Consider the following 21,501-nt stretch of genomic DNA (forward strand, 5'->3'; position numbering starts at 1 on the left):
TCCTCGCCCGCGCAGCTGCCCACTTCGCCGAGCACGGCATCACCAGAATCGAGCGCCTGATGACCGACAACGCCTGGGCCTACAAGTGGTCACTGCGCGGGATCTGTGCCGACCTCGGCATCCAGCAGAAATTCATCAAACCCCACTGCCCGTGGCAGAACGGCAAGGTCGAGAGGTTCAACCAGACCCTGGCCACCGAGTGGGCCTACCGCCAAACCTTCACCAGCAACCACGACCGCCAAGCCGCCCTTGCACCCTGACTGGAAACTTACAACACTGTCCGTGGCCACAGCGCACTCGGTGGACTACCTCCCACCAGCCGCCTGTAACCAACCTCCTGGCCGGGTACAACTAGGCCGAGCCGCGCGGGCCGACGCACGCTCCGCCGTCGGCGACCTGCCTCAAGAAGGTCACGTGAAGGCGGGCACCGGTGACCGGTCTTTATTGACGCAATCGGGGTGGACGTCGCGGCAGGGCCGATACTGGGCGGGTGGACGAGCAGACCGTGGGGGTCGGGCCCTGGCCGGGCGGCCCGGAGGCGTGGCCCGCAGACGACCGGCTCGACCCCGAGCTGCTCGCCGCCGGCGACCGGCGCAACGTCATCGACCGGTACCGGTACTGGCGCCTGGAGGCGATCGTCGCCGACCTGGACACCCGGCGGCACCCGTTCCACGTGGCGATCGAGAACTGGGGTCGGGACTTCAACATCGGCTCCGTGGTGCGCTCGGCGAACGCGTTCGCCGCCGAGGAGGTGCACATCGTCGGCCGGCGCAGGTGGAACCGCCGTGGGGCGATGGTCACCGACCGGTACCAGCACCTGCGGCACCACGAGGACGTGGCCGCCCTGCTGGACTGGGCCCGCGGGCGTGGCCTACCGGTGATCGGCGTGGACAACGTGCCCGGATCGGTACCGATCGAGGCACAGCTGCTGCCGGAGTCCTGCGTGCTGCTGTTCGGCACCGAGTCGGAGGGCCTGACCGCCGAGGCGCGCGCCGGTGCCGAGCAGCTCGTGCACATCAGCCAGTACGGTTCCACCCGGTCCATCAACGCCGGTGCAGCAGCTGCGATCGCGATGCACGTCTGGATTCGGCAGCACGCCCGTCCGCAGCACTGACCCCGCCCGTCGCGACAGACGATCGTCTGCAGCACATTCCGCCATCTGCAGCACGTCGTGCGAGCCCGCAGATACCGAACCGTGCTGCAGACGGGCGTCCAGTGCAGGGTGCAGTGCGGTGACGGGCATGGAACGGCACCTGGGGAAGGGGCCGGGCACTTCGTGGGAGACTGGGGCGACAGCACACATCCTGACGCAGGAGAACTTCCATGGGCATTGCTTCCCCCGAGGTGTACGCCGAGATGATCGACCGGGCGAAGGAGCGCTCGTTCGCCTACCCGGCCGTCAACGTCACCTCCTCCCAGACCCTCACGGCAGCGCTGCGCGGGTTCGCCGAGGCCGAGAGCGACGGCATCATCCAGGTATCCGTCGGCGGGGCCGAGTACGCCTCCGGCTCCACGATCAAGGACCGGGTCGCCGGATCGCTCGCGCTGGCCGCCTACGCCGCCGAGGTCGCCAAGAACTACCCGATCACCGTCGCGCTGCACACCGACCACTGCGCCAAGGAGAACTTGGACAGCTGGGTCCGGCCGCTGCTGGCCCTGGAGGCCGAGCAGGTCCGCGGCGGCGGGCTGCCCTCCTTCCAGTCGCACATGTGGGACGGTTCCGCAGTGCCGCTGGAGGAGAACCTGCAGATCGCCGAGGAGCTCCTCGAGCTCTCCCGCGAGGCCCGCACGCTGCTGGAGATCGAGGTCGGCGTGGTCGGTGGCGAGGAGGACGGCGTCGCCCACGAGATCAACGAGAAGCTCTACACCACGGTCGAGGACGGGCTGGCCACTGTGCGCGCCCTGGGCACCGGGGAGAAGGGCCGCTACCTGACCGCGCTGACCTTCGGCAACGTGCACGGGGTGTACAAGCCCGGCCATGTGAAGCTGCGTCCGGAGCTGCTCGGTGAGATCCAGTCCGCGGTCGGCGCCGAGGTCGGCAAGGACAAGCCGTTCGACCTGGTGTTCCACGGTGGTTCCGGCTCCACCGCCGAGGAGGTCGCCACCGCAGTGGACAACGGGGTGATCAAGATGAACATCGACACCGACACCCAGTACGCGTTCACCCGCCCGGCTGTGGCGCACATGTTCACCAACTACGACGGTGTGCTCAAGGTCGACGGCGAGGTGGGCAACAAGAAGGCCTACGACCCGCGTGCCTGGGGCAAGCTTGCCGAGGCCGGGATGGCCGAGCGGATCGTGGAGGCTTGCCAGTGGCTGCGGTCCGCCGGGCAGAAGATCGGCTGACCAGCCCCACCCACCGCCCCGGGCCACGCCGCGGGGCACAGCTCGGCTGAGCCGAGCACCTGGACGACGACGGCGACCGGTCCTGGCCAGGGCCGGTCGCCGTCGTCTGTGCCCACCCGGGCACACCTGCGAGCGGGACCATCGCACCTCGGGAGCAGAAATAGAGGCGACGGCTGCCGGTGGCCAAACTTAGAGTTGGTCCGCCATGACCTCGACCGCAGCACCTACCCGCAGCACCGGCCCGGCCGCACCTGACTACCAGCAGGACCCCGCGCGCCGGGTCGACCTGCGCCGCCTGCGCCGGCCGGCGACCGCCCTGGCGTTGATCGGCAGTGCCAGCGCTGCGATCGGGCAGACCTACGGCACCGTGGTGGCCGGCGACCTCGCCGAAGGCCCGAGCGCCGCCCTGGTCGGGCTGCTCGCGCTGTGCGTGGTCGGCGCTGCGCTCGCGGACACTGTCGGCCGGGTGGTCTGGAGCGCCGTGGTGGACCGGGCTGAGGGTGCGCTGCGGCGCGACCTGCTCACCGCCGCGCTGCACCAGCCCCTGGCGACCCTCTCCGAGCAGGCGGTCGGGGAGATCCTGGACCGGGTGGACGACGACACCCACGAGGTCGGCACCCTGGTGCGGTTGCAGGTGTGGGGTCTGCTGCGCGCAGTGTTCTCCGTGGTGCCGATGTGGCTGGTGGCCGGGTTCACCTGGTGGCCCGCGTTCCTGCTCTTCCCCGCCCTGGCCGCAGCCACCTACCTGCTGGTGCGACCGCTGCTGCGCCCGATCGCCGAGAGCAAGGTGGTCGAGGAGATCGCCTGGACCGACCACGCCGCTGCGGTCGAGGAGGGTGTCGCCGGCCGGGACGACCTGCGCACCAGCCTCGGGCAGGCGTTCGTGGTCCGCCGGCTCGCGGAGCTGTCTGCCCGGGTGCACGAGAAGTTCGCCGTGGTGCAACGCCTGGAGGCCCGGCTGCTCGGCCGCGCTGGGCTGCTGCTGCACAGCCTGCTCGCCGGTATCGGGGTCACCGGGGCCGCCCTGGTGCTCGCCGACGGCCTGTCCGTCGGCCGGCTGGTCACCCTGTTCCTGGTCACGACGACGTTCGTCGGGCTGGTCAGTCATCTCGCCGAGCAGCTGCCCGAGCTGCAGGCGGGCCTGGGCGCCCTGATCCGGCTGCGGCAGCTGCTCTCCTCCCCGCCGGAGCCCACCGGAGGGGAGGACCTGCCCGAGGGGCCCCTGGATCTGGAGCTGCGGGACCTGCACTTCGCCTATGACGAAGGCACCTTCGCGCTGCGTGAGGTGTGCCTGCACCTGCCGGCCGGGCAGACTGTCGCGCTGGTCGGGCGCACCGGTTCGGGCAAGTCCACCCTGGCCGCACTGCTCTCCCGGGCGGTGGAACCACCGCAGGGGACTGTGCTGCTCGGCGGGGCGGACGTGTGCGCCCTGGACCTGCAGCAGCTTCGCGGGGCCGTCGGCGTGGTCAGCCAGCGCACCGACATCCTCGCCGGCACCCTCGCGGAGAACATCACGTTGTTCGAGGACTACCCGCGCCAGCGGGTCGAGGCTGCCGTCGCCGAGCTCGGCCTGACCGGCTGGGTCGCCGGTCTGCCAGATGGTCTGGACACTGCGCTGGGCGCCGGGGGCACCACGCTCTCCGCCGGGGAGGAACAGCTGGTCGCCTTCGCCCGGCTGCTGGTGCGGGACGTGCGGGTGGTGGTGCTCGACGAGGCCACCGCCCGGATGGACCCGCTGACCGAACGGCGGGTGGTCGCCGCCGCAGACCGGCTGCTACGCGGGCGGACCGGCGTGCTCATCGCGCACCGGCTGAGCACCACGCAGCGGGCGCACCAGGTGGCGGTGCTCGCCGGCGGGCGGATCGTCCAGCAGGGCAGGCGCGCCGAGCTGGCTGTGGCTGAGGGCCCGTTCCGCGAGCTGCTCACCGCGGCCGGTGGGGACCACGACGACGCCGACCAGCAGCTGGGCGCACCCGCCCGGGCGCACCAGGTGGTCGCTGCCGCCGAGGCAGCGCTCGGGCAGGGTGAGCGCGGCTGTACGGCGACCGCGCCGGGTGGTGCTGTCCCGGCCGAGCAGATCGGGCACCGCCGCCGCACCGGCACCCCACCACAGCGCCGCGAGGTGGGTACCGGTCCGAGCCTGGCCCGCGGCATCGCCCGCGCGCTGACTGTCCGACCGGCGTGGGGCATCGGCGGTGCCGTCGGGTTCCTGCTCTCCGCGCTGATCGGCGCCCAAGGTGCGTTCACCGGGTTCGTCTGGGGTGAGCTGGTGGTCCGGCTGACCACGGGGGAGCAGGTCGTCTGGTTGCTCGCGCTGCTGGCCGGCAGCCTGCTGGCTGCCCCGCTGCTGCTCGCCGACGCCGTCTGGCGCTACCCGCGCTGGTGGGTGGAGGTGCTGCTGCGCACCCGGATGGCGGTGCTGTTCGGGCAGACCCAGCAGCACGGCCTGCCCCGCACCCCTCCAGGGGAGGTCGTCGCCCGCAGCATGGACGCCGACCGGTACGCGCGCTACGCCGACCGGTGGGTGGACTTCATCAACGGGCTGGTGATCGCGGCGGTCACCGCAGTGCTCGGCGGCACCTGGCTCGCCGGGGCGGTGCTGCTGGCTGTGATGGTCACCTCCGCAGCGGCCTCCAGCATCGGCCGCCCGATCGCCGGCCGGTCGGCAGCGGCAGCCTCCCGGGCCCGCGCCGGCTTCGGCCGCGCCCTGGTCTCCGCACTGGAGTCCGCCCGTACCGTCAAGCTCGCCGGGGCCACCCCGGCGGTGCACGCCCACCTACGTGGGGTGGACTCCGGACGGGTGGACGCAGCCGTGCGCGAGCACCGGGTGCAGGCCGTGCTCGCCGGCGTGCCGGTGGTGATGGTGCAGGCCGGTGTGGTCGCCGCCTGGGCCGCGCTGCTGTGGGGCTGGTGGGGGTTGGCCACCGCGTTGCTGGTCGCCAACGCCGTGAACGGGTTCGACTGGTTCGGCCGGGTGGCCGGTGCCGTGGTGACCGAGGCACCCGGTACCCGGGACTGGCAGCAGCACACCAGCGCCTTCGCCGGTGGGGTGGACCTGATGGACCTGCCACCCCAGGTGGACCTGCTCACCGGTGCCGCCCCCGGGCCCGGCCCTGCGCTGCGCGACCCGCTCGGCGAGCTCGCCCTCGCCGATGTCAGTGCGGTGCACGACGACGGCACGATCGGTGCGGAGCACGTGGACCTGACCGTTCGTGCCGGGGAGCTGGTGCTGCTCGTCGGGCAGGTTGGTGCCGGCAAGTCCAGCCTGCTCGGTGCGCTGGCCGGACTGGTCCCGCACCGCGGGCAGATCACCTGGAACGGTGCGCCGATCACCGACGCGGAGGTGTTCCTGCGGCCCGGCCGGGTGGCGCACGTCGCGCAGGTGCCGCGGGTGCTGTCCGGAACGTTCGCGGAGAACATCCGGCTCGGTCACGACCGGCCGCTGGAGGGACCGGTCGCCGATGCGCGCCTGGCACCGGACGTGGCTGCCGCGGGCGGTCCGGACGCGCTGGTGGGGCACCGCGGTGTGCGCCTGTCCGGCGGGCAGGTGCAGCGTCTGGCGCTCGCCCGGGCGCTGGCCACCGATGCGGACCTGCTGCTCGCCGACGACGTCTCCAGCGCACTGGACGCTGCTACCGAGCTGGAGCTGTGGGATGCGCTCCGCCAGCGGCGCACCACGGTCATCGGTGCCACGTCGAAGCGGGCTGCGCTCGCCCTGGCCGACCGGGTGGTGGTGCTCACCGACGGCCGGGTGGCCGGTGTCGGCCGCTGGACCGAGCTGGAGCCGCAGTGGGGGCACCTAGCTGGCTGACCCCGCGTCGGAGGTGGGTTCGCGCCCAGGAGGCGTCGTCGGTCGCGTCGGAAGGGCGCTCCGTGGCGCGAACCTGCCTCCCAGGGGTGCGGGTGACGGGGCCTACTTCCGGCTGGCGTCCGGTTCGGAGTCGACCACGTCTACCAGGTCCCCGATCCGGGTGACCTCGAGCAGGAACCGCACCACGTCGGGCGGCTTGATCAGGCTGAGCCGACCCGGGGTCCGGTTCGCCAGACGCGCCAGCAGCGCGATCCCCGAGGAGTCCATGAACGTCACGTGCCGGGCGTCCACCTCCACCGGCAGGCCTGCGGTCTCCGCATCGGTGACCGCCTCGGTGAGCTCGTCGGTCAACGCCACGTCGATCTCCCCAGAGAGCACCAACCGGGTGCGGTCCGGGTCCAACAACGTGTGCACCGAACCGGCACCGCCGGCCCCACGGGGCGTGTCCGTGCCGGAACTGTTAGCGTCAGGCATCGGGCCTCCTCCGGGATACGAGGACCGTGCACGTCGTCTGGTCCTCCGATAGGTCACACCGTAGACGATGGAAGGCGCGCGGATGCACAACTCGGTCGCACGGAACGCTGCTCAGACCGCGCTCGACGCTTCCCCGGCAGCCACGCACGCCGACACCCGGCACCCGGCCGCGCACGAGGACCCCAAGGACGCTGCTGCCCAGGTGGTCCTGGAGAGCGAGCGAGCGGTCGCCGTCGTCGACCTCGGCCGCGACGGCCCGGTGCTGCGCTGGGTGAACTCCGCCTTCGAGCGGATCACGGGAGTGACCACGCCGGAGGTGCGCGGCTGCGTCGACGTGTTCAGCCCCGGGTACCGGTCGGTGGTGCTGGCCGAGATCGCCGAGCGCGCCATCGACGGCGCCACGTTCCCGCTGTCCGTCCCGCTGCTGCGCGCCGACGGCCACGAGATCATCCTGGATACCGTGGTCACTCCGCGCGAGCTGGACGGGGCGATCCGCCGGTTCGTGCTCGTGCAGAACGGGCCGCCAGAATCGGTGCGCACCGACGTGCAGGAGCTGGTGCACCACTCCCGGCACACGCTGGAGGCGCTGGCGAAGGTCTCCGAGGTGATCCACGAGGGGGAGGACGCCGGTGCGCTCACTGTGATCTCCCGGGTGCTCAGCCGGCACATGTTCGCCTGGTGCGGCTTCTTCGCCGAGGACTCGGTGCTGCGGAAGATCACCGGTCTGGACAGCACGGTCTCCGGACACCACGTGGGCTCTCGCCGTGGGTTCACCTACTCCGACGAGGAGGATCCGGTGGCCCAGCTGCTCAGCGTGGGGCCGATGCGCAGAGTGCGTCTCGACCTGGACGGCGCCTACACCCCCGGCAGCGTGAGCCAGCAGCTCGCCGACCTGATCAACGCGGGCATCGAGGCAGGTCCGAGGCTGCGCCGGGAGGCGATCGTCGCACCGTTGCAGGGGCGCGGCAGCGTGCTCGGTCTGATGGCGGTGATCAAGCCCGGGGACCAGGTCGGCAGCCCAGAGGCCACGTTGCTGCTGGAGTCCACGGCACGCCGGGTGGGGCTGGCGATGGACCACGTGCGCCTCTACCAGGGGGAGCACGTGCTCGCCGAGACGCTGCAGCGGGCGATGCTGCCGGACCTGGACCACATCGACTCCCTGGACGTGTGGACCTACTACTCCCCGAACGCCGAGCATGCCCAGGTGGGTGGCGACTGGTACGACGTGGTCCACCTCGGCGAGGACGTGGTCGGCGCAGTGGTGGGGGACGTCGTCGGCCACGATGTGGAGGCGGCGGCCGCGATGGGTCAGCTGCGTTCGGTGCTGCGCACCTTCGCCAGCGAGCTGCGCGACCCGGGTACCGTGCTCTCCCGGCTGGACGGCATGGTGCAGAGCATGCGGATCCGGCGCCCCGCGTCGCTGGTGTACGCCACCCTGCAGCCCAGCGAGGTGACTCCGGGGGAGTGGCTGCTGCGCTACAGCAGCGCCGGTCACCTGCCGGGTCTGCTCGCCTCTGCCGGTGAGCTGACCGAGCTGTCTGGGGCCCGCGGGCGACTGATGGGCTTCGGCGACGGTCACCGCGAGACTGCCGAGGTGACCCTGGTGCCCGGAGACGTGCTGGTGCTCTACACCGACGGCCTGGTCGAGCGTCGGGACCATCCGGTGCACGACGGCGTCGCTCGCCTGGGCGAGGTGATGCTCGCCGCCTCGGGGGAGCACGATGCTGCTGGGGTGGGCGAGCAGGTGCTGCGGCGGTTCGCCGCACCCCCCGAGGACGACGTCGCCGTGGTCATCGTGCGGGTACCGACGATGGATGCCGACCAGCGCCGCGGTGGCCGGTTTCGCCGGTGGCGGCTGGCGCCGGCTGCCGACTCGGTGCGCCGCGCCCGCAAGCTCGTCACCGAGGCGTGCATGTCCTGGGACCGCAGCTCTGCGGTGGTGGAGCTGATCACCTCTGAGCTGGTGGCCAACGCGGTGGTGCACGGCGAAGGGCGGCTGCTGCTGCGGGTGCAGGACACCGGCGGTGGTGTGCGCATCGAGGTCGAGGACGGTAACCCGGTGCCGCCGACCCACCTGGAGCCGCATGCGGCGCGGGTCGGCGGGTACGGGATGCAGATCGTGGAGCGGTTGGCCGACTGGGGTTGGCGGCCCTCGGGGCCGGGCAAGGTGGTGTGGGCGAAGGTGCACGCGGACGCTACGCTGGAGCTGCCCGCCCGCCAGGACTGAGGCCTGCCGGCCCACGGCACTGGTCCGACTGAGCATGCGGCCGGCGCGGGGCAGCTCCTGGTCAGGCGGTGGCGTGCACCCGGTGCCCCCGCGAGCAACGGTGGGTGGTGTCCACCTCGACCCGGTCGAGCAGACCACACACCTCGAGCACGAACAGGTCCCGTGGCCCGGCGCCACGGAGCACGGGCCGCCCACCCAGACCGCGGTCGTGCTCCACGAGGGCGGTGAGCCAGGCGGCTCCGGTGGAGTCCATGAACGTCATCCCGCACAGGTCCACGGTGAGGTTGGGGCGCTCGCGCAGGGCGATCCGGCGCAGTGCCGCATCGGCTTCGTCCCGGCGGGCAAGGTCGAGGTCACCGGTGATCGTCACCAGCAGGCCACCCGTCGACGTCACGACATCGATCATCACGCGGACCTTCCATCGGTGCTCCCAGGAGGTTAGTACCAGCGGCCGCGGGGCGCACCCGGAGCGGTGCCGGGGCTGGGGACGGCGACCCGGGCCCGGTGCTGATGAGAGGCTAGGAGCATGTCGCAGAACCTGCTCCAGCCTGATCCCACCCGCCTGCCCGCCGACCACCCGGACATGGCTGCCCGCGCCGCCCTGCAGGAAGGGGTGGAGCTGCCGGAGGTCGCTGCCCGGTTCCCCGCGGCGAGCTACGCCTGGGCGCTGCTCGCCCAGGCCAGCCTGGCAGCTGGTGATGCGGTCAGCGCGTACGCCTTCGCCCGCACCGGGTACCACCGCGGCCTGGACGCCCTACGCCGGGCCGGCTGGCGCGGTGCCGGTCCGGTACCCGCCGACCACCTACCCAACCAGGGTTTCCTGATGGCGCTGCTCGCGCTCGCAGACGCTGCTGAGCAGATCGGGGAGACCGAGGAGGCCGAGCGCTGCCGCAGCTTCGCCGACGACGCCGACCCCACCGCCCGCACCACCCTCTCCCGCTGAACCGGTCCACTCGGCACTCGCTGCGCTGAGGGCTGCTCGGGAGGTTGACCCAGCGGCACCAGGGAACGGCTCGGTCGCATCACCTGGCGGCCGGCGGCAGCCGCACTGCCGGCATTCTCAGGTCCCGGTATGACCTACCTGTGACCAAACTGTGACCGCTCTGTGACCCGCCTTTGTCACTGTGGTCCGATGGGCACATTCCTGCGGGCGACGGTGATGGTGCTGCTCGTGGGAGTCCTGGTCGCGGCGCAGTTCCTCCGGGCGGACAGCTGGTTCCCGCTAGGCAGCCTCGGCCAGTACGCCTACCCACGGGATCCCGACGGCGACGTGATCAACACCTACGTGATGGGAACCACCACCACCGGAGCCGAGGTGCGAGTGGGCCTGACCCCGGCATCGGCCGGCATCTCCCGGGTGGAGTTCGAGGTGCAGCTGCCGAAGATCCTGGCGGACCCGGACCTGCTCGGCGACATCGTCGAGGTGTGGGAGACCAACCACCGACCGCACGAGCTGGTCTCGGTCACCGTGTACGAGAACCACTCGCCGATGTCCGGCGGCGCGCTGGCCGCTGACCCCTACGACGTACCCCTGCTCACCTGGTCGACGGAGTGAGGGCGGTCGTTGTGGGGGCGCGCCGCACGGTGGCCTGGCTGGTGCCGGAGCTGCCACGGGCCCGGGTGGCCTGGGTGCGCGCGGCACTGGCGGTGATGACCGTGCTGGACGTGCGGTTCTTCCTGAATGCGACCGGGGACCGGGGTGAGACCCCGGAGCTGTTCGAGCCGGTGGTGCTGGCGCAGTGGCTGCACCTGCCACCGGTCACCGACACTGCGGCCCAGGTCCTGTTCCTCGGCATCCACCTGGGCGCGCTGGCGCTGGTTCTCGGCGGGTTCGCAAGGGTGCCCGCTGCGGTGCAGCACGTCGGCGGCGCTGTGCACGCACTCAGCTACGTGCTCTGGGTGCTGTGGGCGATGAGCTACGGGTACGTCTCGCACGACCACATGGCCATCACGATCGGCGTGCTGGTGCTGACCACTGCCGGCACATCCCGGTACAGCGGCGGAGCGGCTGCGGACACTGCCGCCGGCTGGCCGCTGCGTATGGTCCAGGTGTTCACCGTGCTCACCTACTTCGGGTCGGTGCTGGCCAAGTACGTCTTCAGCGGCGGCTCGCTGCTGCGGTGGGTCTCCTCCGGCACCCTCGCCTGGGCGTTCATCCGCCGCCCGAACGCGGTGAACGCCCACTTCGTGACGCATGCGGTGTTGCTGCGGTGCCTGCAGTGGGGCGCAGTGCTGCTGGAGGCTGCCTCCCCACTGGTCTTCGTGCTCCGCGGCCGCTGGCTGGCCCTGGCGATCGCTTCGTTCCTCAGCTTCCACCTGGCCACGTTCGCGCTGCTGGGCATCCACTTCCTGCCCACTGTGGTCTGCTGGTCGGCGTTCGTGCCGTGGGAGCGGCTGCCGGACTGGTGGCATGCCCGGCGCGCCTGGCACGGGACCCAGGTCCGAGCGCGACCACTGGTGCGCGCAGACGGGTAGGCTGCGGTGGGCCCCTCCCGCGGGCCAGAAACGACGGAAGGAACCTCGATGCCAGCGGTGGTGGTCCTCGGCGCCCAGTGGGGCGACGAAGGCAAGGGCAAGGCGACGGACCAGCTCGGGTCGCGAGTGGACTACGTGGTGAAGTTCAACGGCGGCAACAACGCCGGGCACACAGTGGTCGTCGGCGAGGAGAAGTACGCACTGCACCTGCTGCCGTCCGGGATCCTCTCCCCAGGCTGCGTCCCGGTGATCGGCAACGGCGTAGTCGTCGACCTGGAGGTGCTCTTCGAGGAGCTGGACGCGCTGGCCACCCGCGGGGTGGACGTTTCCAAGCTGCTGGTCTCCTCCAGCGCACACGTGATCCCCAGCTACAACCGCACGCTGGACAAGGTCACTGAGCGCTTCCTCGGCAAGCGCCAGATCGGCACCACCGGCCGGGGTATCGGCCCCACCTACGCGGACAAGATGAGCCGCGTGGGCATCCGGATCGCCGACCTGTTCGACGAGCAGATCCTCCGGGAGAAGGTGGAGGGCGCGCTGGACCAGAAGAATCAGATCCTGGTCAAGATCTACAACCGCCGGGCTGCCGACATCGACGCCGTCACCGACGAGCTGCTCTCCTATGCCGACCGGATCCGCCCGATGGTCGCGGACACCTCGCTGGTGCTCAACCAGGCCCTGGACGCCGGTAAGAACCTGGTGTTCGAGGCCGGGCAGGCCACCATGCTGGACGTGGACCACGGCACCTACCCGTTCGTCACCTCCTCCTCGGCCACCGCCGGCGGTGCCGCCACGGGCTCCGGTATCGGCCCGACCCGGCTGGACCGCATCGTCGGGGTGATCAAGGCCTACACCACTCGCGTGGGGGAGGGACCGTTCCCTACCGAGCTCTTCGACGACGACGGCGACGCGCTGCGCCTGGCGGGCGGGGAGTTCGGTGTGACCACCGGCCGGCCCCGCCGCTGCGGCTGGTACGACGCGGTGATCGCCCGCTACGCCACCCGCATCAACGGCCTCACCGACTTCGTGCTCACCAAGCTGGACGTGCTCACCGGCTGGGAGAAGGTGCCGGTCTGCGTGGCCTACGACGTCGATGGTGTGCGCCACGACGAGATGCCGGTGGACCAGTCGGCTTTCCACCACGCCACCCCGGTGTATGAGTACCTGGACGGCTGGACCGAGGACATCTCCGGGGCCCGCACCTTTGATGAGCTGCCGGTCAACGCCCAGCGCTACGTGCTGGCGCTGGAGGAGATGTCCGGCACCCGGATCTCCTCGATCGGAGTGGGCCCGGACCGGGCGGCCACCATCGTGCGCCACGACCTGCTCGACTGACGTCGCCCACCCCCCACCCGGCCCCGCCGCACCACCCACCCGCGCCCACCTCCGACCCGCTCGCCCCGCCGCACCACCCGTTGGAACACCTTTAGCGCATTCGAACCACCGCAGAAGCGTGTTCCAACGCGCTAAAGGTGTTCCAACGGGCGTGTCTCAGCGGTCGACGGCGGAGCTCACCAGCTCGTCCGGCTCACCGGGGGTACCGGCTCGCAAGGCGCTGGGGGCGAGCAGCGCCGCCGGTATCAGCAGTGCCGCGGCCGCCAGGTTGACCGCGGCGAACCCGCCCGCGGCGAGGATGGGCCCGGCCAGGGCCGCCACAGCCGCCCCAGCGTAGTTCATCCCGGCGTCGGTGGCACCCTGCAGCGGCACCCGCACCTCGTCCGAGCTCACCCCCGCGATCAGTGCCGACGCGGCGATCAGCGAAGCGGACCAGCCCAGACCGAGCACCACCAGGGCGACCGCAGTCAGCTGCGAGCCACCGCCGGTGCCGGCCGCGAGCACGCCGAGCACGGTCGCCAGCGCGAGGAGGCCGATCCCAGCGACCGCTACCCGCACGGTCCCGAGCCGGTCCGCCAGCCAGCCGAACACCGGGCTGAAGGCATACATGCCGAGCACGTGCAGGCTGATCACGATGCCGACCAGCTCCAGGCCCATGCCGTGGTGCTGCATGTGCAGCGGGGTCATCACCATGACCATCGCCATCGTGGCGTGCGCCACCGCGATCAGCACCACGGCGAACCGGGCGACCGGATGCCGGATGGCCCAGCGCAACGCAGCCAGTGCCCCGACTGCGCGAGAGGTGACCGCGGGGTCGACGCTGCCTTGTGCACCTGCGCCGGGGTCGGTGCTGTCGGTGGCTGCCCGCCCGGACCGGCTTCCTGCCGCAGCTTCCGGAACCGGCCCGGCGGACTCCGGCGCTTGCTCGGTCAGCTGCTGCGGCGGCTCGGCCCTCCCCGGCCGGGGCACGGGACGCAGCAGCAGACCGAGCAGTGTGGCCGCGGCCGCGAAGGCGACCACGGAGAACAGGTAAGGGCCCGCCAGCCCGGGTACCCCGGCGCCCGGTCCGAGGTCCGCGCCGAGTGCGCTCAGGTTCGGGCCGGCGACCGAGCCGATGGTGGTCGCCCACATCACCACCGACATCGACCGCGCCCGGTTGGTCAGTGTGGCGCCATCGGCGGCGGCGTACCGGGACTGCAGGTTGGTGGCCTGCGCGACCCCGAACGTGCCCAACCCGAGCAGCAGCACCAGCAACGAGTCCGCTACTGCGGCGGCCAGGATCAGCACGGCCCCGAGCGTGGCGATCAGGTAGCCGACAGTCAGCGACCAGCGACGCCCCCACCGGGTGGCCATCGCGGCGAGCGGGATCGCCGCCACTGCGGCCCCGAGCACGCTCGCGGCCTGCGCCAGGCCGGCGACCTCGGTGCTGCCGACCTGCTCGGCCAGCAGCGCGCCCACAGCCACCCCGGAGGCGACCCCGACACCGCCGAGCACGTTGCTGACGGCCAGCAGGGTGAGTGCGCGAGCGTGCGATCCAGTGGCGGCCACCTGGCTACTGTAGTGATCAGGCACGGCGGCAGCCTCCGATGCGAGCAGGTCGGTGCAGCTGCGGAAGGAGAGGGCTGGAATGACGCAGACGACCGACTTCGAGACGATCACCATCGACCACCTGCGCCAGGTGGGCAGTGTGAAGTGGTCGGCCTACCCCGATGCGCTCGGGGCGTTCGTCGCTGAGATGGACTTCGGCACCGCTCCGCAGGTCACCCAGGCCCTGCACGAGGCGGTGGACACCGGCCTGTTCGGCTACCTGCCGGCGGCGCTGGAGCAGGAGCTCGCGACCGCCTGGACGGACTGGGCGCGCACCGTCTACGACTGGGACGTGCCCCCTGAGCGGGTGCGCCCGATGCCGGACGTGATCGCCGCGCTGCAGGCGACCATCGAGCACTTCTCCGCACCCGGGTCGCCGGTGATCCTGCCGACGCCGGCGTACATGCCGTTCCTCACCGTGCCGCCGGCGGCTGGTCGGGAGGTGATCCAGGTGCCGATGGCTCGCCAGGGCGGCTGGTATGTCTACGACCTGGACGCGCTGGACGCCGCGTTCGCCGCCGGCGGGAACCTGCTCATCCTGTGCAACCCGCACAACCCGGTCGGCCGCGTGCTGGAGCGGGCGGAGATGGAGCAGATCGCCGAGGTGGTCGAGCGGCACGGCGGGCGGGTGTTCTCCGACGAGATCCATGCGCCGCTGGTGCTCGGCGACCACCGGCACGTCCCGTACGCATCGATCAGCGAGGCGGCCGCCGGGCACACTGTGACCGCCACGTCGGCCTCCAAGGCGTGGAACCTGCCCGGGATGAAGTGTGCCCAGCTGGTGCTGTCCAACGACGCGGACGCAGCACAGTGGGCACGGGTCGGTTCCACCCATGAGCACGGCGCCGCCAACCTCGGGGTGGTGGCGAACATCGCCGCCTACACCGCCGGACGGGAGTGGCTGCGCACGGTGCTGGACTACCTCGACGGCAGCAGCCGGCTGCTGGCCGACCTGCTCGCCGAGCACCTGCCCGAGGTCGGCTACACCCCACCGGAGGGCACCTACCTGGCCTGGTTGGACTGTCGCCAGCTGGGCCTGGGAGACCGGCCGGCGGAGTTCTTCCGCAGCCACGCCGGAGTGGCGCTCACCGACGGCACGCTCTGCGGACGGGCCGGCGCCGGGTTCGTCCGGCTGAACTTCGGCACCCCGCGGCCGATCCTCACCCAGATCGTGCAGCAGCTGGCCGCCGCAGTACGTGCCCAGTAACCCGCCCACCCGTACCGTTCGCGAACGCCCGCCTTCGCGGCGACACGCCGGAGCGGAGCCGCGAAGGCGGGCGTTCGCGAACAGGTGGGGTGGGTCGGTCAGCCTGCGGTGATGGTGGCGCGTACCGGGACCCCGGCGGTGAGGTTGTCCAGGACCGGGCAGTGTTCCTCGACCTTGCGGATCAGCTCGTCATAGGCGCCGGCCGGTTCCGGACCGCTGATCCGCGCGGTGACCTCGATCTCACCGAATCCGGGGCGCACGTCCGGGTCCACGCCGAGGAAACCGCGTAGGTCGATCGGACCGGACAGCTCTACATCCACGTCGTCCACGGTCACGCCGAGCTTGGCTGCCCACACCTTGACCGTGATCACCTGGCAGGCCGCCAACGCAGCGAGCAGGTGCTCCACCGGGTTCGCACCGACGTCCTGGCCGCCCAGGGCCGGTGGCTCGTCGATGGTGAAGGAGTGCTGGCCGGCGGTGATGTCCACCTGGGTGTTGGTGCCGGTGGCGAGCGAGGCGCGCACGTCGAACCGCACAGTGGCAGCGTCCGCGGAGGCATCGTTCAGGCCGGTCGAGGTCTGGGCTACCAGTGCCGGCAGGTCGATGGTCGGGGCAGTGGTGTTCGTCATGCCTCGATGCTCGTTGCTCGCTCCCGATGCTCGCTGAGCGAGCCAAAATATCTCGGATCGCGGACGACAGAAGGTGCCGAACGCTCGCCTTGGCGAGCTGGAGGCTAGTTCTGGCCGCGGAACCCAGCGTTCGCGGAGGGGGCAGCCGTGCTGAAGTCCTGCCACACCCAGGCGGGGATCTGGGCAGCGATCCGGGCCAGAGCGTCCAGGTGCAGCTGCAACAGCTGTGGGGTGAACGCCGTCGGGGCGTGCGAGACCAGCCAGGCGCCACGCACCCGGATCTCGGTGATACTCAGGTCCAGGCTGTTCAGCAGCTCCATCATGTGGGGGTGGGTGAAGGCTGAGCCGTACCGGGGGTCCCTGGTGTCCACCCGCCAGTGGTGGTTGAACCGGGCGGACTCGAACTGCTGGCGGGCGGCCACACCGTAGGCGTCCTCCGCCCGGTCGATGACCAGCAGGTCCGGCAGCATGCCCGGTAGGCCGAGCGCTACCAGCTGGTCCACCTCCAGCTCGTAGCTCACTCCGCGTTCCACGTGGAAGGCGATCGCTGGTGCGCCGCCGAACGTGCCGGTCAGCACCTCGGAGAACTTCGGCCGAGGCTTGTCCTCTCCAGAGCCGGGCCGCAGGTGCTCCAGCGCTGACCGCGTGCTGGTGTGCAGGTGTGCGGCGCGCGGCTGCCACTGCCAGCCGATCTGCTGGGCCATCCGCTTCAGCGCGCGGCGCCGCGGCCAGCGCAGCACCAGCTGGCGGACCAGCACCACGCTCGCCCAGATCGCGCCGAGGACCGCCGAGACGACGAAGACCACGAGAGCGCCGGCGAAGATGAGTGCGATCGCCGGGTGGTCGAAGGACGGCAGCTCGGCGATGCCGCTGATCACCCCGCAGGAGATGAATCCAGAGGTCGCGACGATCGCGCCGAGCGTCTGCCCGGTGCGGCGCACCCAGCGGCGCGCCGGCCGGTTCTGGCGGGGTCGGTTGGCGGCATCCCCCTGGGTCACAGCAGGATTCTACGGTTTCTCCGGGCGGCCGGTGCCGGGGCAGGTCCTTCGGCTGCTGAGCGGCGGCACGCACCGCAGCTGAGCAGCAGCTGTTCTGGTCACGCCAGGAATGACGCCGCCGGGGCACGGTGCCCGAACTCGTCCCAGACCCAGTCCGGTATGGCGTCGGTGATCCGCGCCAGTGCGTCCAGGTGCACGTGCAGCAGCGCGGGACTGAACGCGACCGGAGCGCGGGAGACCAGCCAGGAGCCGCGCACCTGCACGGTCGCGATGCTCGGGTCGAGCCCGTTCAGCAGCTGCATCATCCTCGGGTGGGCGAATGCGGAACCATACCGGTTGTCCTCCGTGTGCACGCCCCACGCGTAGTTGAACCGCGCGGACTCGAACCGCTGGTCCGACCTGTAGCCGTACGGGTCGTCGGCCCGGTCGGAGATACGAAGCTCTGGCAACGTGCCCGGCAGCTGGAGGGCCACCAGCTGGAACACGGTGGGCAGCAGCCGCGGCCCGCGCTCGATGTGCACCGAGAATGCCGGCCGGCCGGCGAACACCCCGTAGGCCAGCTCGGAGTAGCGCGGCTTGGGATCGTCGTCGTTCCACGTCTCCTTGGGGTCGATGTGCCGCAGAGCGGTGCGGGTCTCGGTCGGGACCGACCTGGCGTCGGCGAACCAGCGCCACCCGATCCGGGTGGCCGCCGCGGCCAACGCGTGCCGCCGCGGGTGGCGCAGCACGGCTTTGCGCACGAGGACCACCAGTCCCCACAGGAACCGGGCACCGAGGGTCACGCCGAACACCACCAGGCACGTCACGAAGAGCGGCCGGAACCGCTCGACGAGGTCGAACTTGGTCAGCACGCCGATGCCCAGGTAGCCCAGGAACCCGGTGATGAACGCCAGGACCATGAGCGTCCGAGCGAGTCGGCGGACCCGACGCTCAGAGCGAGTGTGCCGTTGGTGGGGTGGCGGCGCAGCGGTTGGCATCGGCCCAGGCTAGTAGGTGCCGTGCCGGATCACGCATCCGGCGAGTGGGCAGACACCGGCGTGCTCTAGGCGATAGTCTCACCTCCACCGTGCAGGGGCGGTTGGTGGGACTCCGAGGAGCTGGTATGACCGAGGTCGTCAAACGTTCCGGGCTACAACGGGTGCTGGACGCGGTGGAGCGCGCGGGCAACAAGGTCCCGCACCCGGTGATCATCTTCCTGGCGCTGATCGCGCTGGTGATCGTGCTCTCGCACGTCTTCTACCTCACCGGCGCCTCGGTCAGCTTCGAGCAGGCGGCGGTCTCCGAGCAGGTCGACCCCAGTGGTGAGGAGCTGATCGGGGAGAACGCCTACGAGAGCCCGGAGCCGGAGGTGGAGACCGTCACGGTGGAGGCGAAGAGTCTGCTCACCGCCGAGGGGCTGCGGTTCATCTTCACCTCACCGGTGGCCAACTTCAACGGTTTCGGCGTGGTCGGGGTGATCATCGTGGCGATGATCGGTGTGGGCCTGGCCGAGGAGGTCGGCCTGATCGGCGCGTTCATCAAGCGGCTGGTCAAGGTCACTCCGTGACGGCTGATCACCTTCTCCATCGTGCTCCTCGGGGTGCTCTCCTCGATCGCCACCGACGCCGGCTACCTGGTGCTCATCCCGCTGGCGGCAGCCGTGTTCCACTCCCTGGGCCGGCACCCGTTGGCGGGCCTGGCCGCTGCGTTCGCCGGGGTCGGCGGCGGGTTCGGTGTGAATGTCCTGATCACCCCGGTGGACGGCATGCTCGTGGAGATCACGAACGAGTCGATCAGCGACCCGGCCCAGCACGTCTCCATCACCGGCAACCTGTTCTTCGGCATCGTCTCCACGCTGCTGATCGCCCTGCTGGCGACTGTGCTCACGGAGAAGTTCGTCGAGCCCCGGCTGGGGCGGTACGTGGAGGCTGAGGAGCTTCCCGACGGCGTACCGGCCGAGGCAGCAGGCGTTCCGGCCGGTCAGGCCTCGACCGGGCACGGGCCTGGTCCGGACTCACCTCCCGCTGCTGGGTCCGGCGGCGCTGAGGAGGCCGGTGCGCTCACCGCCGAAGAACGCCGCGGACTACGGTTCGCCTTCTGGGGGCTGCTCGGGGTGACCGCTGTGGTCCTGCTGATGACCGTGCCCTCCTGGGGCCCGCTGCGGAACCCGGAGACCGGCAGCCTGATCGAGGACTCCCCGTTCATGGGGTCGATCATCTTCCTCATCCTCATCTACTTCTTCGTGATGGGGCTGTGCTACGGGAAGGGCGCGGGCACGATCGGTTCGGCGATGGACGTCATCAACCCGATGACCAAGACGATCGCCGGGCTGGCCGGCCTGTTCTTCCTGCTGCTGGTGATCAGCCAGTTCATCGCCTACTTCAACTACTCCGAGCTCGGCACCCTCGCTGCGGTCGGGATGGCCGACGCGCTGGAGCATGCCGGGCTGCCCACGGTGCTGCTGATCATCGGGTTGGTGCTGATGACCGCGGTGATCGACATCTTCATCGGTGGGGTGGTGCCGAAGTGGGCGATCTTCGCGCCGATCTTCGTGCCGTTGTTCCTCCAGCTGGGCATCTCCCCGGACCTGGCCGTGGCTGCCTACCGGGTGGGGGACTCGCCGATCAACATCGCCACCCCGTTGATGCCCTACTTCGCGCTGATCGTCATCTTCGCCGAGCGGTACCGGAAGGACGCCGGGGTCGGGTCGATCATCTCGCTGATGCTGCCCTACACCGCTGTGCTGCTGGTGGCGTGGACTGCGCTGCTGGTGCTCTGGTACCTGCTCGGCATCCCGCTGGGCCCGGGCGGCAGCATCTACCTGTGACCTGACGGCGCCAGGTGCCGTCCCACCACATCTCGAGAAGGAGCACATCATGCCTACCACCCCCTTCGACCCGGTACCTTCAGCAACCCGGGTACCCGCCGTCGTCGTCCGCGCAGTGGCGACCGGCAGCGAACCAGCACCTGTGCTGGGTGTGCCGGTACGCACCGAGGGTGAGGTGCCCACCGCAGTGGGCCTGTCCCGGGAGGCGTTGGCCACCTGGGGCTTCAGTGGGACGGCGGGGCAGACCCTGGTGCTGCCCCGGGAGGAGGGTGCTGTGGTCGCCGTGGGTGTCGGTGCGGAGCCGTCGCCTGCGGACGTGCGCGACGCCGCCGCAGCATTCGCCCGGGCCGCTGCCCGGGAGGCCAGGCTGGCCCTGCTGCTGCCGGACGCGGACGACGCGGCGGCCCAGGCCGCCGTCGAGGGCGTCCTGCTCGCCCGGTACCGCTACGACGAGCTACGCACCCCGGATCCGGACACCTTCGCCGAGCTCGGCGAGGTGGTGCTGCACGTGGACCCGGACCAGGTGGAGACGGCGGCACGAGGCGCGGCCCGCGGTCACGTGCTCGCCCGCGCCGCCGCGATCTCCCGGGACCTGGCCACCACCCCGGGCGGACACCTGGACGCACCCGGTCTGGCCGACGTGGCGCAGCGGCTCGCTGACGCTGCCGGTCTGCAGGTGCAGGTCTACGACAAGGCGGCCTGCGAGGAGATGGGCTTCGGCGGTCTGCTCGGGGTGAACGCCGGATCGGTGCGCGAACCGCGGATGATCCGGATCGACTACCAGCCAGCCGGCGGCAGCGACCGGCACCTGGGGCTGGTCGGCAAGGGCATCACCTACGACTCCGGTGGCATCAGCCTGAAGCCGTCCAACGCGATGCACGCTGCGATGAAGATGGACATGACCGGTGCCGGGGCGATCCTGGCCGCGATGACGGTGCTGCGCGAGCTCGAGGTGCCGGTGCGGGTCACCGCCTACCTGGCGTGCACCGACAACATGCCCTCCGGGTCGGCGACCAAGCTGGGCGACGTGCTCACCACCCGCGCCGGACGCACCATCGAGGTGGTGAACACCGACGCCGAAGGCCGCCTGGTGATGTCCGATGCGATCGCGCTGGCGAACGAGGACGAGGTGGACGCCATCATCGACATCGCCACGCTCACCGGTGCGGCGCTGATGGCCCTGGGCCCGCTGACCGCCGCCGTGTTCGGCAACGACGACACGCTGCTCACCCAGGTGGAGGAAGCGGCCCGGAGCACAGACGAACGCGTCTGGCGGATGCCGCTGGACCGGCGCTACCGCAAGTGGTTGAACTCCGAGGTCGCCGACATCAAGAACCTCGGCGGGGAGTCCGCCGGGTCGATCATCGCGGCCCTGTTCCTCGCCGAGTGGGTGGGTGACACCCCGTGGGCGCACCTGGACATCGCCGGGCCGATGCTCGCCGATGCGGACGAGGCGTGGCGGAACAAGGGGGCCACCGGGTACGGGGCGCGCCTGCTGGTGGAGGCGGCGGAGCGGTTCGCGGCCGGCTGACCCACGCCGCGACTCGGTCCTCCCCGAGGGGCGATCATCTGAGGACGACCGGGGCGGCGGGTGCCGGTAGGCTCG

Annotated in this window: 16 protein-coding genes and 2 pseudogenes; 12 read left to right on the plus strand and 6 right to left on the minus strand. The window is 71.1% G+C overall.

Features of this window, described 5'->3' with window-relative positions; genetic code table 11:
* From K338_RS20435 to K338_RS0104300, 4 genes and pseudogenes are all read left to right on the plus strand, one after another.
* Positions 1-329, plus strand: a pseudogene (locus tag K338_RS20435) (integrase core domain-containing protein); the annotation flags it as partial.
* Positions 330-490: 161 nt separating this feature from the next.
* Complete coding sequence (locus tag K338_RS20440; protein WP_022916948.1) at positions 491-1,114, plus strand: TrmH family RNA methyltransferase; 624 nt, start codon at positions 491-493, stop codon at positions 1,112-1,114.
* A 209-nt stretch (positions 1,115-1,323) separates the two neighbouring features.
* The gene (gene fbaA, locus K338_RS0104295) at positions 1,324-2,346 is read left to right on the plus strand and encodes a class II fructose-bisphosphate aldolase (RefSeq protein ID WP_022916949.1); all 1,023 of its coding nucleotides are present in this window, start codon (positions 1,324-1,326) and stop codon (positions 2,344-2,346) included.
* 205 nt (positions 2,347-2,551) lie between these two features.
* Complete coding sequence (locus K338_RS0104300; RefSeq protein ID WP_022916950.1) at positions 2,552-6,157, plus strand: ATP-binding cassette domain-containing protein; 3,606 nt, start codon at positions 2,552-2,554, stop codon at positions 6,155-6,157.
* 102 nt (positions 6,158-6,259) lie between these two features.
* On the opposite strand, the gene K338_RS0104305 is transcribed toward K338_RS0104300, so the two are convergent.
* Entirely contained in the window at positions 6,260-6,631 is a 372-nt protein-coding gene (locus K338_RS0104305) for an STAS domain-containing protein (protein WP_022916951.1), read from the minus strand.
* 82 nt (positions 6,632-6,713) lie between these two features.
* Here K338_RS0104305 and K338_RS24300 point away from each other — a divergent pair, with 82 nt between their 5' ends.
* Positions 6,714-8,858, plus strand: a complete 2,145-nt coding sequence (locus tag K338_RS24300) for an ATP-binding SpoIIE family protein phosphatase (RefSeq protein WP_022916952.1) — start codon at positions 6,714-6,716, stop codon at positions 8,856-8,858.
* Positions 8,859-8,919: 61 nt separating this feature from the next.
* On the opposite strand, the gene K338_RS0104315 is transcribed toward K338_RS24300, so the two are convergent.
* Positions 8,920-9,264, minus strand: coding sequence for an STAS domain-containing protein (locus K338_RS0104315; protein WP_022916953.1), 345 nt, complete (start codon positions 9,262-9,264; stop codon positions 8,920-8,922).
* Positions 9,265-9,384: 120 nt separating this feature from the next.
* Between K338_RS0104315 and K338_RS0104320 the strand changes: the two genes are divergently transcribed.
* The 4 genes from K338_RS0104320 (at position 9,385) to K338_RS0104335 (ending at position 12,668) form a co-directional block, all read left to right on the plus strand.
* A complete protein-coding gene (locus K338_RS0104320) occupies positions 9,385-9,801 on the plus strand; it encodes a DUF3151 domain-containing protein (RefSeq protein WP_022916954.1) in 417 nt (138 codons plus the stop codon).
* A 189-nt stretch (positions 9,802-9,990) separates the two neighbouring features.
* Entirely contained in the window at positions 9,991-10,413 is a 423-nt protein-coding gene (locus K338_RS0104325; RefSeq protein WP_022916955.1) for a hypothetical protein, read from the plus strand.
* Positions 10,410-11,333, plus strand: coding sequence for a hypothetical protein (locus tag K338_RS20450; RefSeq protein ID WP_157612216.1), 924 nt, complete (start codon positions 10,410-10,412; stop codon positions 11,331-11,333). Before K338_RS0104325 ends, K338_RS20450 begins: the two co-directional genes overlap by 4 nt.
* 48 nt (positions 11,334-11,381) lie before the next feature.
* Positions 11,382-12,668, plus strand: a complete 1,287-nt coding sequence (locus tag K338_RS0104335) for an adenylosuccinate synthase (protein WP_022916957.1) — start codon at positions 11,382-11,384, stop codon at positions 12,666-12,668.
* Positions 12,669-12,824: 156 nt separating this feature from the next.
* On the opposite strand, the gene K338_RS20455 is transcribed toward K338_RS0104335, so the two are convergent.
* A complete protein-coding gene (locus K338_RS20455; protein WP_022916958.1) occupies positions 12,825-14,216 on the minus strand; it encodes an MFS transporter in 1,392 nt (463 codons plus the stop codon).
* A gap of 79 nt (positions 14,217-14,295) precedes the next feature.
* Between K338_RS20455 and K338_RS0104345 the strand changes: the two genes are divergently transcribed.
* The gene (locus K338_RS0104345) at positions 14,296-15,462 is read left to right on the plus strand and encodes a MalY/PatB family protein (protein WP_022916959.1); all 1,167 of its coding nucleotides are present in this window, start codon (positions 14,296-14,298) and stop codon (positions 15,460-15,462) included.
* 98 nt (positions 15,463-15,560) lie between these two features.
* On the opposite strand, the gene K338_RS0104350 is transcribed toward K338_RS0104345, so the two are convergent.
* From K338_RS0104350 to K338_RS24305, 3 genes are all read right to left on the minus strand, one after another.
* The gene (locus K338_RS0104350; RefSeq protein WP_022916960.1) at positions 15,561-16,091 is read right to left on the minus strand and encodes an OsmC family protein; all 531 of its coding nucleotides are present in this window, start codon (positions 16,089-16,091) and stop codon (positions 15,561-15,563) included.
* Positions 16,092-16,195: 104 nt separating this feature from the next.
* A complete protein-coding gene (locus K338_RS0104355) occupies positions 16,196-17,089 on the minus strand; it encodes a hypothetical protein (protein WP_157612218.1) in 894 nt (297 codons plus the stop codon).
* A 98-nt stretch (positions 17,090-17,187) separates the two neighbouring features.
* A complete protein-coding gene (locus K338_RS24305; protein WP_022916963.1) occupies positions 17,188-17,988 on the minus strand; it encodes a hypothetical protein in 801 nt (266 codons plus the stop codon).
* Positions 17,989-18,191: 203 nt separating this feature from the next.
* Here K338_RS24305 and K338_RS20465 point away from each other — a divergent pair.
* Both K338_RS20465 and K338_RS0104375 read left to right on the plus strand, forming a co-directional pair.
* Positions 18,192-19,895, plus strand: a pseudogene (locus K338_RS20465) (AbgT family transporter).
* Positions 19,896-19,944: 49 nt separating this feature from the next.
* A complete protein-coding gene (locus tag K338_RS0104375) occupies positions 19,945-21,426 on the plus strand; it encodes a leucyl aminopeptidase (RefSeq protein WP_022916964.1) in 1,482 nt (493 codons plus the stop codon).
* Positions 21,427-21,501 lie beyond the last annotated feature (75 nt).

This window comes from Ruania albidiflava DSM 18029 (genome assembly GCF_000421225.1).
In the GTDB taxonomy this organism is placed as follows: domain Bacteria; phylum Actinomycetota; class Actinomycetes; order Actinomycetales; family Beutenbergiaceae; genus Ruania; species Ruania albidiflava.

What these genes read in the sequence shown, in the direction of transcription:
- fbaA (WP_022916949.1), top strand. Translation starts at nt 1,324, where the DNA reads ATGGGCATTGCTTCCCCCGAGGTGTACGCCGAGATGATCGACCGGGCG.
- K338_RS0104300 (WP_022916950.1), top strand. Translation starts at nt 2,552, where the DNA reads ATGACCTCGACCGCAGCACCTACCCGCAGCACCGGCCCGGCCGCACCT.
- K338_RS0104305 (WP_022916951.1), bottom strand. Translation starts at nt 6,631, where the DNA reads ATGCCTGACGCTAACAGTTCCGGCACGGACACGCCCCGTGGGGCCGGC.
- K338_RS24300 (WP_022916952.1), top strand. Translation starts at nt 6,714, where the DNA reads ATGCACAACTCGGTCGCACGGAACGCTGCTCAGACCGCGCTCGACGCT.
- K338_RS0104315 (WP_022916953.1), bottom strand. Translation starts at nt 9,264, where the DNA reads ATGATCGATGTCGTGACGTCGACGGGTGGCCTGCTGGTGACGATCACC.
- K338_RS0104320 (WP_022916954.1), top strand. Translation starts at nt 9,385, where the DNA reads ATGTCGCAGAACCTGCTCCAGCCTGATCCCACCCGCCTGCCCGCCGAC.
- K338_RS0104325 (WP_022916955.1), top strand. Translation starts at nt 9,991, where the DNA reads ATGGGCACATTCCTGCGGGCGACGGTGATGGTGCTGCTCGTGGGAGTC.
- K338_RS0104335 (WP_022916957.1), top strand. Translation starts at nt 11,382, where the DNA reads ATGCCAGCGGTGGTGGTCCTCGGCGCCCAGTGGGGCGACGAAGGCAAG.
- K338_RS0104345 (WP_022916959.1), top strand. Translation starts at nt 14,296, where the DNA reads ATGACGCAGACGACCGACTTCGAGACGATCACCATCGACCACCTGCGC.
- K338_RS0104350 (WP_022916960.1), bottom strand. Translation starts at nt 16,091, where the DNA reads ATGACGAACACCACTGCCCCGACCATCGACCTGCCGGCACTGGTAGCC.
- K338_RS24305 (WP_022916963.1), bottom strand. Translation starts at nt 17,988, where the DNA reads ATGGTCCTGGCGTTCATCACCGGGTTCCTGGGCTACCTGGGCATCGGC.
- K338_RS0104375 (WP_022916964.1), top strand. Translation starts at nt 19,945, where the DNA reads ATGCCTACCACCCCCTTCGACCCGGTACCTTCAGCAACCCGGGTACCC.